The sequence below is a fragment of the Johnsonella ignava ATCC 51276 genome (assembly GCF_000235445.1).
Lineage (GTDB): Bacteria > Bacillota > Clostridia > Lachnospirales > Lachnospiraceae > Johnsonella > Johnsonella ignava.
This window is the reverse complement of record NZ_JH378840.1, coordinates 4,024-16,523: the sequence shown is the minus strand read 5'-3', so window position 1 is coordinate 16,523 and position 12,500 is coordinate 4,024. Positions and strand designations below refer to the sequence as shown.

Here is a 12,500-nt window from a genome sequence, read left to right as displayed (position 1 = left end):
AAAAGTGGATATTGTGGGGTGATTGATAATTATGTATATGACGATACTGCTTGCAGTTATTATGATGATTGGATTGTTCTTATTGCTGTGGGCAGGAGTTGGATTTATTCAAAACAAAGACTTCTTTTCTTCGTGTCCTAAAGAAGTGTTTGATGTTATTGAACCAAAGGAAAAACGCTTTCGTGGTCAGAGTTTAGTTGGATGGATATTAGCTATTATTGCAATACTATTCATGGGGAGTTCAATTGTCGTTGGTGCAGTGGATGGTGTTCAAAATAACTTTACTTACATTCAGTTTTTCATTAGATTTCTGATGATACTTCTTTTGCTGAAAGCCTTTGATATTGTATTTTTTGATTGGATACTTTTGTGCAATCGAGGTTTTAGTTTTTTTGAACATTATTATCCGGAAGTGGTAGATAAGCTTAGTCCTAAACTCTTTGGATATAACAAAAAGGAACACATTATTCAAGTGTTATTTATGATTATCGGATCGTTAGTCATTGCATGGATATGCACATTATTTTAAAAACTAAATTCTAATTAGTAGGAGGTGTTTATACTTGGAAGAAATAGAAATGCAAGAAAAAATAAAACCCATTTTGAATGGTGCTGCGGAAACGATGCTTCAGAGTTTTTATGCAAGAGCACAATATTCCAAGAACAAAAGACATAAATTTTATGATGCCAAAGCGGTGGAATTGGTTGAAAAAATTGATTACGATTTTACTGTCGCCACAAATGATTCCCTTATGAGTTATGGCGTGATTGCAAGAACGCTTGTATTTGATGAACTGGTAAAAGAGTTTATTGACGAAAATCCAACCTGTACAGTCGTAAATATTGCTTGTGGACTTGACACGAGATTTTATCGCATGGATAACGGAAAAATCACATGGTACAACCTTGATTTGCCTGAAACAGTTGAGGTAAGGAATCAGATTTTTGCAGAATCCGGCAGAGTTTCAAACATCGGTATTTCAGCAACGGATTCGGCGTGGGCAAAAGAAATAAAAGCAGATGGGAACATTCTGTTTATCATTGAGGGCTTGTCAATGTACTTGACAAGGGAAGACAATGCCCAAATGCTCAGAATTATTCGAGAGAATTTTGACAATGCTTATGTTCTTATGGAGTGCCTGTCAAAAAGGTGGGTGGCGAAAGAAAATGTTGAAAAGTCCATACAAAAAACAGGAGCAAAATTTATATTTGGAGCGGATTCCTTTGATGATATTAAGGATATTGCAAGAGGTTTCCGTAGTGTAAAGGATGATGATATTACGAGGGGGATGTCTGCTATATTTCCAGTGCTTAAGCTTATTAACTGGTTGCCGATTGCTCACAAACTATCACAGAAAATCTTGATATTTGAGAAAGTGTGATGTTATCGTTTTGGTTGCCATCATGAAGTACACATTGCGATAGGTAAATTATAGCTTATATAACTAACAACTAATATGAAAACAGTGAATTGAAAGGAACAGTTTACTGTTTTTTTATTTGAGAAAAATTGAAACGGAGGAATGAAAAATGAAGAAAGAAAACACATTACAGGAAGTACAGGAACAAATTTCTGAACTTCAGGAAGAAAGAGAAAAGTGCGATGTGAAGCTGAAACAATTACAAAATCAAGGCAAGAAATTAGAAAAACTTGCAAACGAAAAGGAACGAAAAAGAAGAAATCATAGGCTCATACAAAGAGGCTTGATAGTAGAAAGAGTCATTAAAAATCCTCTCATGTTTACTAACGATGAGATAGAAGAATTACTTAAAGTTGCTACTCACACAAAAGAATACAGACAAGCCTATGACGAAATGATAAATGGGAAAGATATGGAAGATGAAACAGACATCGGGTAGATGAAATAAAAAACCATAGTTTTTTCAGAAGCTCCCTGCAAGGGCAAAAAGCTTCGCAGAACGCAAAGCACCCTTTAGGGTGTATAATTGCGCCCTTAGAAAAACTAAGGGATTTTAGCAAGTCTTTGAAAATCCAAAACTTAATAAAAACATACGGATAAAGCAGATAGGAAAAGATACAAAAAATAACCTGTCTGCTTTTTCCTTTACCTGAAAACAAACAAAAAAATGAAAGGAGCTTAAACAGATGGCAGAAACATTTCACTTTAGTATTTCTATGATAAGTAGAGGTAAGAGTAAATCGGCAGTTGCAAGTGCAGCATATATCTCTTGTGAGAAAATCAAAAATGAATGGGACGGAGAAGTTCATGACTATCATAATAAAAAAGGACTTTTACATTCAGAAATCTTCTTGCCGGAGAATGTCCCTATAGCATTAAAAGATAGAACTACTTTATGGAATAGCGTTGAACTAAATGAGAAAGCAAGCAACGCACAGCTTGCAAGAAACTTCATTATCGCCTTACCGAAAGAATTATCCTTTGAAGAAAACAAAAGACTAATCACAGAGTTTATACAAGAAAATTTTATATCAAAAGGAATGATAGCAGACCTTGCCATTCATCAAGAAAATGACGATGGAAACGGAAATATTCACGCCCATATCATGACAACCGTTCGCCCTTTAAATCAAGATGGCACTTGGGGAGCAAAGAGCAAAAAAGAATATGTTCTTGATGAAAAGGGAGAAAAGATAAAACTAAAAAGCGGAAACTACAAAACAAGAAAAGTAGAGCTGACAGACTGGAACGATAAAGGTAACGCAGAGAAATGGAGAGAGAATTTTGCAAGCCTTTGTAATCAGTATTTAGAAAAAAATCATCAGGAAAAGAGAGTGGATCATCGCTCCTACAAAAGACAAGGGATAGAAGAAATCCCAACCATTCATTTAGGAGCAAGTGCCAGTGCCTTAGAGAAAAAAGGAATCGAAACCGACAAAGGAAATATCAACAGAGAAATCAAAAAGCATAATTCTTTAGTAAAAGCCATTAAGAACAAGATAAAAGAAATCACTTCTTGGATAGACTCTTTACTTGGAAATCTGCAAGCAAAATACGATGAGTATAAACAGACCAAGAAAGATGAACTGGAGAATAAAGCGGAACTCTTTAACCTCTATGAATACATTTCTATCTACAACGAGATACAGGGAGAAAAAACAAAAAATTTATCCTACTACGGACAGATAAAAAAAGGAAATGCAGACCTAAAGAGATTTGTAAAAGCAATTTACTATTTGAAAGATAATCATCTTCAAACCATAGCAGACCTACAAGGAAAAGTCTTTGAACTGGCAAAGCAAAGTAAAAAGATAAGTGGTGATATTCAAGAAAAGACACAAAGAATAAAAGACCTAAACCAATGTGTAAGTTGCATAGACGCTATCAGAGAAAATAAAGAAATTTATCAGGAATATAAAAATAAAACACTATTCAAAGACAGCTTTTACAATTCTCATAAAAAGAAAATAGACAGATACCTAAGAGCAAGAAAGACCATAGAAAAATTTACCGGGACATCATCCATCAAATTAAGTGATTGGCAAAAAGAAATATCAAGCCTTGAAAATCAGATACAAGAGCTAACCAAAGATAAAGCTAAAGTACAAGACGAATTTAAGCAGATAGACCATATCAAATACGCAGTAAAGATTGTCAATGAAGAGTATGGAATAGATTTATCCATTGAAATAGACAAAGCAATCAAGCGTGGAGAGAAACCAAGCGTAATTGCACAACTGAAAAAATTCCAAGAGCAACAGGAAAAGACAGATAAATACAAACAAAAAGCAAAAGAAAAATATTCCGGGCAAGAAAGGTAGGTAAACTATGAGCCAAGTGCAAGAAGAAATGTATTCAAAGGTGGAACAGATGGTAAAAGAGCTGTTGCAAAAATTCTATCACCTAACAACAGAAGAAGCCGAGAAAATACAAAATGAAGTGTTCCAAAATATGAGAGAAAAAGTAAATGCAGTAAAAATCAATCGAGATAAAAATACGGAAAAGAAAAGTATTAAAGCAGAGATTGAAAGATACAAGAAAATGGAGCAAAGAGAGAAAAATAGACCAAAGGCACGAACTAAAGAAGACATAAAGATGGAGAAAGAAAGGTAGGTAGAAATGGCAGAAAGAAGAATGTTATCAAAGTCTGTTATTCAATCGGATGTGTTTTTGGAAATGCCGTTATCATCACAAGCCTTATATATGCACCTTAATGTTTGTGCAGATGATGACGGCTTTGTTAGTAATCCAAAGACTATATTAAGAATGACAGGAGCCGGAGAAGATGACTTAAAACTTCTAATAGCAAAAGGCTTTGTCATTGTTTTTAAGACAGGAATTATAGTGATAACTCATTGGAAAAGAAATAACTATATCCAAAAAGACAGATACAAAGAAACCATTTATAAAGACGAGAAAGCATATCTAAAAATCACGAATACCAACACTTATGAAAAAACTGAAAATATATGTATCCAGAATGTATCCAGTTTGGATACGCAGATTAGGTTAGGTAAGGGGAGATTAGATGAGGTTAGTATAGATGAGGGGAGAGTAGAGCAAGGAAACCACAATCCCCCATCTTCGTTTTATGGAGAATATAAAAATATCTCCTTAACGAATGAAGAATATGAGAAGTTAAAGGACAAATTACAAGACCATACAGAAACAATGATAGATAAGTTATCCACTTATATAAAAAGCACAGGAAGAAACTATAAAGACCATTATGCAACCTTAGTTCATTGGTACGAGCAAGACAAAGGGAAACTAAAGGAGGGCAGTAAATCAAAAGTATATACCTTTGAAGATTATGACAAGGGAGTACACCTGTAGACCTCGTATAAGACGGTGGAAAGGTGTTTTTAGAGCTTTAATCATAAAATAGGTATCAGATTATAGCTAAGTGTAAAAACATCATGTAAGGGCTTAAAATTGCAGTATGGAAAAAATATCGTATTTATGATAAAATGATAATGATATGGTAATAAACTCAGTTGTAAGGAGAGGATATATAAATGCGAATTCAATTTACTGTAACCGATGAAGAACTTGAAATTTTAACTAAAAAAGCAATAGAGGGAGGTTTCCCAAGCATTACTGAATATTGTAAGTGTAGTAGTTTACAAGAAAATACAAGCTATGCTGACCTATATACTACCTTATTAAACAAAATTAGCTCTTTACCGAAGGGCAAAGAATTTGTTTTAAGAGAGTTAATCGCAACACCGCCGGCATTGATTGGTAGATGGTTTTATGAAAATGTAAATAAGGGACTTGTAAAAAATGTAGAACACATCGGAAAAGCTGAAGGTGGAGTAGAAAAATACAAAAGAATATAAGACTTATTCAAAAAGCTACTCAGTGCGTGGCGAATTGGAAAAGAATTTAGATAATGTTGGAGGTGCATTTAATGGCAGATGAAAATAAAGAGATTGTTATTGTAGATGATAAAACCATACAGAAAAAAATATATCTTATTCGTGGACAGAAAGTAATGCTTGATGTAGATTTAGCTGAAATATATGGTTATGAAACTAAAAACTTTAATAGACAGGTGAAAAACAACGCAGAAAAATTTGAAGGTGAAGACTTCATGTTCCAATTAACGGACGAAGAAATGGCAGAACTTTCAAGGTGCAAAAATTTCACCTTGAACAGAGGGACTGGTAGAGGAAGTAATATTAAATACAATCCTTATGCCTTTACAGAACAAGGAATCTATATGCTTATGACTGTACTAAGAGGTGAACTTGCTGTTAAGCAAAGCAGAGCCTTAGTTAGAACATTTAAGCAAATGAAAGACTTTATCATAGAAAACCAAGATTTTATCGGTTCAAAAGAATTAGTACAAATAGCAGTACAGACAAACCAAAACACAAAGGATATAGCTGAAATAAAGTCGCAAATGGCTACAAAAGAAGATTTGAAAAAGGTTATGGATAATTTTATCGATCCAGACACATACAAGCATTTCCTTTTAATGAACGGAGATAAGATTGAAGCAGATGTTGCCTATACAAAAATATATAAGTCTGCGAAGAAAAGCATTTATGTAATAGATAATTATATAGGCTTGAAAACCTTAGAATTATTAAGGGCTGCAAAAGACAATGTTGAAGTCATAGTTTTTAGCGACAATGTGAAAAACAAGGATATGCTGACAAAAAATATCCTAAACGATTTTAGAAAAGATTACCCTAATATCAATCTGAAGATGAAAATTGCAGGTAAAAAGTATCACGATAGATATATTGCCATTGACTATGGAACAGACAGTGAAGCCTTTTATCTTTGCGGAGCTTCATCAAAAGATGCAGGAAATAAAATATCAAGTATTACAAAGATAGAGGAATCTTCCAAGGATATGTATCATACGATGTTTGGCGTAATGCTGAGCAATAAGGATTTGAAAATTTAATATGTAAATGGTAAAGCGTTATTAAATGAACAACCATAAGACTTGTGAAAGGCGGTAGAAAATAAAACTCTATCGTCTTTTTTGATTGCAACAAACAGGAGGAAAATAATATGTATGAAAATAAAAATGAACAGAATACAGGAACAAAGACCATAAAGAAGATTGGGAAGGCAACTTACGAGGTTGTTGTCCACTTTAATAAAAATGCAACTGAAACTATGCAAGATAAATTGAAAAGGATAATGCTGAGGGAAATGGAGCAAGAAAAAGATAAAAAAACTCATAAAAATGATTAGAAAGTCCTTGACAAGTTGTTACAGGAAAAACTGCCAAATCGATTCTTATAAGCTGTGGTGCAAGGCTTGCCCCCTTTGATATTCAGGAACTTAGGGATTTGATGAAAGAAGATGAGTTGGAACTGGATACACTGGGAGATAGAAAGACTGCACTCTTTGTTATCATCTCCGATACCGATGATACTTTTAACTTTGTGGTATCTATTATGTACTCTCAGTTATTTAATCTTTTATGTGATAAAGCCGATGATGTATATGGTGGAAGACTTCCTGTCCATGTGCGATGCTTGCTTGATGAGTTTGCAAACATCGGTTTAATACCTAAGTTTGAGAAGTTAATTGCAACAATCCGTTCCAGAGAAATATCAGCAAGCATCATACTTCAAGCACAATCTCAGCTAAAGGCAATCTATAAGGATAATGCCGATACAATCGTAGGTAACTGTGATAGTACCTTGTTTCTTGGTGGCAAGGAAAAGACCACATTAAAGGAACTTTCTGAAACACTGGGAAAAGAAACGATAGATTTATATAACACATCGGAAACGAGGTCAAATCAAAAGAGCTTTGGTTTAAACTATCAAAAGACTGGTAAGGAACTGATGAGTCAAGATGAGATTACTGTAATGGACGGTGGTAAATGTATCTTTCAGCTTAGAGGTGTCAGACCATTTCTATCAGATAAATTCGATATTACAAAGCATAAGAACTATAGATTACTTGAGGACTATGATAAGAAGAATTTGTTTGATATAGAAAGTTACATGAAGCGAAAAGGAAAAGCAAAATTAAATAGAGAAACGATTATTACAAGAATGCAGTAAGTCTTAAAAAGATTTGCTGTTTTTTTATTCAAAATCAGGAGGTAAGATGATAAGGATCAGAAGTCCCACTAAGAAAAAACTAAATAGAAAGAGTATCAGCGATTGGAAAAGAAATACTCCAGTCGCTTTTTTATTGAATTGAAAAGGAGAAATTTTTAATGAAGCAGGAAATGATTAACATCAACGCCAACTTATTGGCAGAGCCTACCTTCTCAAGTTTTGAAAATGAAGGAGAGAAAGTAGAAGTTGCAAACTTCACGCTTGTAAAAAAGTACGGTAAAGGCAAGGAGTATATTAACTGTGCAGCCTATGGAGAAAAAGCTGAGAAAGCAAAGGACTTTGAGAAAGGCGATTTAATTCATATCTTCGGCTACTTTAAGAAGCGTGAAAAAGAGGGAAAGACTTACAAAAACTTTGTAGTGAAGTCATATAACAAGATTGAAAAGAAAGAAGAAAATGAGGAGGAATAACTTATGGCATTTTTTACACAGGCAGTTAATGTATTAAAGATTTTGGTTATGGCAGTAGGTGCAGGACTTGGAGCATGGGGCGTTATCAACTTGATGGAAGGATATGGTAATGACAATCGTGCGACACGTTCATAAGTGAAAAGCTTATGCACTAAGTCGAAGGACTAAAAGTTCAAAACTTAGGAGAACTGACAATCTGATAGGTAGAATGACGGGGTAACGCCCTGAAATGCCTACACTGATACTCCGATTGGCAATGAATATTAGACTATTTCATTGTCAAAAGCTCGGTGAAGTCGGCAGAGAGTAGCCGTAAGACTGGTATTTCATATCAGACACGAAAGCTGTTCAGAGGTGGACGGTGCTACCTATATGCCGGGTGTCGAATACGCATGGTGAGAATGTGTATACCAAAGCACTGACGTACTTCCGAATGTACAGGTCTAAACGTTTGAATTTGCCTAACGGCAATTCCCATCAAAGATGGGGTGTTTGTGGATGAGTAAGAATGGTTGTTATGAAAATCCATATATCGTTACAGGCGATATGGCGAAAGCTAAACACAGGCTTAGAGGAAGAAGCTAAACGTATTCAAAGATAAGATTGTCGGAACGTGGTAAGCCGGGAACATGGAAGCAGTCTAATGCTAATGAAGTGTTGAATGGGAAAATGACTGTAAAAACAGCATATAACCGTTCTTTATCTTGGTGAAAGCGGTGGCACAGTACCTATGAAGCGAAAATAATAAGTTCGTGGAGGGATAGCCACCAGTCACAGGAAAGTACAAGAACTGAAATTAAGACAAACACAGCTTCGAGTATGACAAAGAAAATCAAATCCGAAAGGAGATGGTGACTGTGTCCACTTCGAAACAAACACTGAAACAAAGCAAAATCCGTTATACGGAATACTATGACTTGCAAAAAGTCCTTGATGATTTATATGAAGATAGCGGTAATAATAAAGTATTTTCAAATTTAATGGAGCTGATAACTTCAAGAGAAAATATTAAACTCGCTTATCGTAGTATCAAAGGGAACAAAGGCAGTCATACAGCCGGAGTAGATGGCAGAACAATAAAACATCTATCAAGGCTAAATGAAGAAGAATACATTTCTCTCATACAAAAACAGTTTCATTGGTATAAACCACGCCCTGTAAAGAGAGTGGAGATACTAAAGCCTAATGGGAAAATAAGACCTTTAGGAATACCGACTATTATAGACAGAATTGTACAACAATGTATCTTGCAAATATTAGAGCCAATCTGTGAAGCCAAGTTTCATGACAGCTCCTATGGGTTTCGACCTAACAGGAGTACGGAACATGCAATAGCAGAATGTGCAAGACTAATGCAGATACAGCACTTACATTATGTGGTTGATATTGATATACAAGGATTTTTCGACAATGTATATCATGCAAAGCTCATAAGGCAACTTTGGAATTTGGGAATCCAAGACAAAAAGTTACTTTGTATCATTAAGGAAATGCTGAAAGCAGATATAGTTATGCCCGATAAAAAGGTAATTACACCAACAAAGGGAACACCACAAGGCGGTATATTATCACCGCTACTATCTAATATAGTCTTGAACGAATTAGATTGGTGGGTTTCTTCTCAATGGCTGACAATGCCCACGCATTATCCATATAAACAGAGAACGAACAGTCAAGGAACAGAGATAAAAAGTCATACCTACAGAGCTTTAAGGACAAGCAACCTAAAAGAAATATACATTGTAAGGTATGCTGATGATTTTAAGATATTTTGCCGTAATTACTACGATGCAGAAAGAACTTATCAGGCAGTTACAAAATGGTTGCAAGACAGATTAAAACTAAATGTGAGTGAAGAAAAATCTAAAATAACAAATCTAAAACAAAGGTATTCGGAGTTCTTAGGCTTCAAGCTTAAGGTTAAACCAAAAGGCAAAAAGTTTGTTGTACAGTCGCATATAAATGATAAGGCACTGAAAAAGGCAAAAGAAAATATTTCTAAATGTGTTGCGGATATAAAAAGACCTGCAAATGAAAAGGAACAGTACAAAGCAATAGCTAAGTATAATGCTACTGTTTCAGGCTTGCATAATTATTACCAAATAGCAACAAACGTGAGTTTGGACTTTGCTAAAATAGCCTTTCACATTAAAAAGCAGATGAACAACAGACTTGATATTAAAACCGGTGGAACACTAAACAAAGGATTTATCAAAGAAAAATATGGAAAAAGTAAACAGCTTCGCTTCCTTAATGGACATCCGTTAATTCCGGTGGGATATATCAGGACAAAGGACGCAAAACACAAGAAAAAGGTTGTAAATAAATATACTGTAAAGGGCAGAGCTTTCATTCATAAAAATCTACAAATTGATGTAGATACACTTGTCTGGCTGATGAAGCACCCGGTGCTTGATAAAAGCATAGAATTTGCAGACAACAGAATTTCGCTCTTTGCAGCTCAATATGGCAGATGTGGAGTAACAGGAATAAAACTTACACCAAACGATATACATTGCCATCATAAGATACCGCTTGAACAGGGAGGTACAGACAGTTACAGCAACTTAATTCTTGTTACGGAGGCAGTTCATATACTCATCCATGCAACAAAAGAAGATGCAATCCAAAAATATATAAAAGAGCTTGGATTAACGCTCAAGCAGATTGAGAAATGTAATAAGCTTAGAAAAATGGCAGGATTGCCACCAATTTAGAGAAAAAAATAATTTGTTACGAAGTGTGTAAGTCTTAGTTAAAACGTGAAAATCTTTCCTGTGATGGAACGCCGTGTGCGGTGAAAGTCGCATGCACGGTGTGAAGTGGGGGAAAATCCGGAGATAATATCAAAGGATTACCTATCACTATCCGGTGCTAAGAGCCAAGGTATTAAGCAGCTTATGGCTGGAGGAGGGATCGTTCTTATCGGACTTAAGCTCATTCCACTACTTGCGGGTGTACTCAATTAGGAAGAAAAGGAGAGCTTAGATGTTTGGAATATTCGACAAGATAGAAGAATTCTTTAAGGAGCTTCTACTGGGCGGTATCCAAGCAAACTTAGAGTCCATGTTTCTTGACATCAACGACAAAGTTGGTGCGGTTGCAACAGATGTAGGTAAAACGCCTATGGGGTGGAACGGAGATGTATTTGCCTTTATCAAAAGCATTAACGATTCCGTTATCATTCCCATAGCAGGACTAATCATCACAGCAGTTCTTTGTATCGAGCTTATCAATATGGTAATGCAAAAGAACAATATGCACGATACAGATACCTTTGAATTTTTCAAGTACATCATCAAGATGTGGATTGCTGTATGGTTAGTATCCCATGCCTTTGAGTTTTCAATGGCAGTTTTTGATGTGGCACAGCACATGGTAAATAAGGCGGCAGGGGTGATAAATACCTCTGCCACCGTTTCCGGAGATCAGATAGTGGCAATGATGGATACCCTAAAAGAAAAGGGGCTTGGAGAACTTGTCATGATTCTCTTTGAAACCTCACTCATCAAGGTTGCTATACAGGTAATATCCGTTGTGATTATGCTTGTGGTTTACGGAAGAATGTTTGAGATTTATGTTTACTCATCGGTTTCAGCCATTCCATTTGCCACAATGGGAAACAAGGAGTGGGGACAGATTGGAACAAACTACATCAAAGGACTATTTGCACTTGGACTACAAGGACTCTTTTTAATGGTTTGTCTTGGAATTTACGCAGTTTTAGTTAAGACGATTAAGATAACAGATATACACACAAGTACCATGACGATACTTGGCTATGCGGTTTTGCTGGGGTTAATGATGCTAAAGAGCGGAACACTGGCCAAAAGCGTATTAAATGCACACTAAAAGAAAGGAAAGATAGTATGGATAAAAGAAAAACAATATTTACAGCAGTAGTAATTGGAGCAGGTATTATGGCGATAGTTGATAGAATCAGGCTTCATAATAAGGTGGAAGAATTGGAAGAAAGAACAGATGACATCGGTCGCTGCCATAACGATTTTTACCTAATGCAGCAAAGATATAACAAAAGTACGAATGAACAGATAGAGAGTATTCAGGAAGAAATCGGCTCTGTATATGAACACTTTGAGGAGCTGTCAAAGGGTAAAGAAGATGGGAGGTAAGATATGGCATATGTACCAATCCCTAAAGACTTAAATAGGGTAAAGACAAAGGTTGCTTTTAACCTAACTAAAAGGCAGCTCATAGGCTTCACACTTGCAGGACTGGTTGGAATACCAGTCTATTTATTTATGAGGAAGTTTGTGCCAAATGACATAGCTGTCATATTCCTTATCGTGTCCACGCTTCCTATCTTTTTCATCACACTATTTGAAAAGGACGGACTGACCTTTGAGAAATATTTTAAGCACATCTACCTTCATAAGTTTTATCAGCCAAAAAAGAGAGTGAGAAAGGAGGTTTACCTTGAACAAGAAAAGAAAAATTCAGCAAATAAAACTCATGCAAAACGAAAAGGCATTGAGAAGTCAAAAGCGGGACTTAAAGAAAAGTAATTGCAAGTCAAAAAAAGATAAGGGAGGAATCCTTGACCTTAT

At 35.5% G+C, this 12,500-nt stretch carries 13 protein-coding genes and 4 pseudogenes; all 17 read left to right on the top strand.

Translation table 11 applies throughout. The annotated features are described in order from the left end of the window. Positions 1-31 precede the first annotated feature (31 nt). A complete protein-coding gene (locus tag HMPREF9333_RS10830; protein ID WP_005542044.1) occupies positions 32-529 on the top strand; it encodes a hypothetical protein in 498 nt (165 codons plus the stop codon). A gap of 34 nt (positions 530-563) precedes the next feature. Continuing rightward, on the top strand, positions 564-1,382 hold the full coding sequence (locus HMPREF9333_RS10825) for a class I SAM-dependent methyltransferase (RefSeq protein WP_269720616.1): 819 nt from the start codon (positions 564-566) through the stop codon (positions 1,380-1,382). 148 nt (positions 1,383-1,530) lie between these two features. Beyond that, positions 1,531-1,860: a DUF3847 domain-containing protein gene (locus tag HMPREF9333_RS10820; RefSeq protein ID WP_005542042.1), complete on the top strand. Its 330-nt coding sequence runs from the start codon at positions 1,531-1,533 to the stop codon at positions 1,858-1,860. A 247-nt stretch (positions 1,861-2,107) separates the two neighbouring features. Next, positions 2,108-3,742 carry a MobQ family relaxase gene (gene mobQ, locus HMPREF9333_RS10815; RefSeq protein WP_005542040.1) on the top strand — a complete coding sequence of 545 codons (1,635 nt, stop codon included), beginning with the start codon at positions 2,108-2,110 and terminating at the stop codon, positions 3,740-3,742. Positions 3,743-3,749: 7 nt separating this feature from the next. Continuing rightward, the gene (locus HMPREF9333_RS10810; protein WP_006627227.1) at positions 3,750-4,034 is read left to right on the top strand and encodes a hypothetical protein; all 285 of its coding nucleotides are present in this window, start codon (positions 3,750-3,752) and stop codon (positions 4,032-4,034) included. A 6-nt stretch (positions 4,035-4,040) separates the two neighbouring features. Continuing rightward, entirely contained in the window at positions 4,041-4,757 is a 717-nt protein-coding gene (locus tag HMPREF9333_RS10805; RefSeq protein ID WP_005542036.1) for a hypothetical protein, read from the top strand. Positions 4,758-4,939: 182 nt separating this feature from the next. Then, positions 4,940-5,263, top strand: coding sequence for a hypothetical protein (locus HMPREF9333_RS10800; protein ID WP_005542034.1), 324 nt, complete (start codon positions 4,940-4,942; stop codon positions 5,261-5,263). A 71-nt stretch (positions 5,264-5,334) separates the two neighbouring features. Next, positions 5,335-6,342: an ORF6N domain-containing protein gene (locus HMPREF9333_RS10795; protein WP_005542032.1), complete on the top strand. Its 1,008-nt coding sequence runs from the start codon at positions 5,335-5,337 to the stop codon at positions 6,340-6,342. A 110-nt stretch (positions 6,343-6,452) separates the two neighbouring features. Next, positions 6,453-6,638 carry a transposon-encoded TnpW family protein gene (locus HMPREF9333_RS10790; protein WP_005542030.1) on the top strand — a complete coding sequence of 62 codons (186 nt, stop codon included), beginning with the start codon at positions 6,453-6,455 and terminating at the stop codon, positions 6,636-6,638. Between the two features lie 11 nt (positions 6,639-6,649). Further along, a pseudogene (locus tag HMPREF9333_RS10785) lies at positions 6,650-7,462 on the top strand (VirD4-like conjugal transfer protein, CD1115 family); the annotation flags it as partial. A gap of 158 nt (positions 7,463-7,620) precedes the next feature. Further along, positions 7,621-7,932, top strand: coding sequence for a single-stranded DNA-binding protein (locus tag HMPREF9333_RS10775; protein WP_004832499.1), 312 nt, complete (start codon positions 7,621-7,623; stop codon positions 7,930-7,932). A gap of 3 nt (positions 7,933-7,935) precedes the next feature. After that, positions 7,936-8,064, top strand: a pseudogene (locus tag HMPREF9333_RS12750) (Maff2 family mobile element protein); the annotation flags it as partial. A 716-nt stretch (positions 8,065-8,780) separates the two neighbouring features. Continuing rightward, on the top strand, positions 8,781-10,649 hold the full coding sequence (gene ltrA / locus HMPREF9333_RS10765; RefSeq protein ID WP_005542025.1) for a group II intron reverse transcriptase/maturase: 1,869 nt from the start codon (positions 8,781-8,783) through the stop codon (positions 10,647-10,649). A gap of 153 nt (positions 10,650-10,802) precedes the next feature. After that, positions 10,803-10,901: pseudogene (locus tag HMPREF9333_RS12745) on the top strand (Maff2 family mobile element protein); the annotation flags it as partial. A 19-nt stretch (positions 10,902-10,920) separates the two neighbouring features. Next, positions 10,921-11,784 (top strand): VirB6/TrbL-like conjugal transfer protein, CD1112 family, encoded by an 864-nt coding sequence (locus tag HMPREF9333_RS10760; protein ID WP_000466908.1) that lies wholly within the window; start codon positions 10,921-10,923, stop codon positions 11,782-11,784. A gap of 17 nt (positions 11,785-11,801) precedes the next feature. Continuing rightward, positions 11,802-12,065 carry a hypothetical protein gene (locus HMPREF9333_RS10755; protein ID WP_005542008.1) on the top strand — a complete coding sequence of 88 codons (264 nt, stop codon included), beginning with the start codon at positions 11,802-11,804 and terminating at the stop codon, positions 12,063-12,065. A 3-nt stretch (positions 12,066-12,068) separates the two neighbouring features. Then, a pseudogene (locus HMPREF9333_RS10750) lies at positions 12,069-12,341 on the top strand (PrgI family protein); the annotation flags it as partial. Positions 12,342-12,500 lie beyond the last annotated feature (159 nt).

Coding starts and splice junctions, on each gene's coding strand:
- HMPREF9333_RS10830 (WP_005542044.1), top strand. CDS start 32: ATGTATATGACGATACTGCTTGCAGTTATTATGATGATTGGATTGTTC.
- HMPREF9333_RS10820 (WP_005542042.1), top strand. CDS start 1,531: ATGAAGAAAGAAAACACATTACAGGAAGTACAGGAACAAATTTCTGAA.
- mobQ (WP_005542040.1), top strand. CDS start 2,108: ATGGCAGAAACATTTCACTTTAGTATTTCTATGATAAGTAGAGGTAAG.
- HMPREF9333_RS10810 (WP_006627227.1), top strand. CDS start 3,750: ATGAGCCAAGTGCAAGAAGAAATGTATTCAAAGGTGGAACAGATGGTA.
- HMPREF9333_RS10805 (WP_005542036.1), top strand. CDS start 4,041: ATGGCAGAAAGAAGAATGTTATCAAAGTCTGTTATTCAATCGGATGTG.
- HMPREF9333_RS10800 (WP_005542034.1), top strand. CDS start 4,940: ATGCGAATTCAATTTACTGTAACCGATGAAGAACTTGAAATTTTAACT.
- HMPREF9333_RS10795 (WP_005542032.1), top strand. CDS start 5,335: ATGGCAGATGAAAATAAAGAGATTGTTATTGTAGATGATAAAACCATA.
- HMPREF9333_RS10790 (WP_005542030.1), top strand. CDS start 6,453: ATGTATGAAAATAAAAATGAACAGAATACAGGAACAAAGACCATAAAG.
- HMPREF9333_RS10775 (WP_004832499.1), top strand. CDS start 7,621: ATGAAGCAGGAAATGATTAACATCAACGCCAACTTATTGGCAGAGCCT.
- ltrA (WP_005542025.1), top strand. CDS start 8,781: ATGGTGACTGTGTCCACTTCGAAACAAACACTGAAACAAAGCAAAATC.
- HMPREF9333_RS10760 (WP_000466908.1), top strand. CDS start 10,921: ATGTTTGGAATATTCGACAAGATAGAAGAATTCTTTAAGGAGCTTCTA.
- HMPREF9333_RS10755 (WP_005542008.1), top strand. CDS start 11,802: ATGGATAAAAGAAAAACAATATTTACAGCAGTAGTAATTGGAGCAGGT.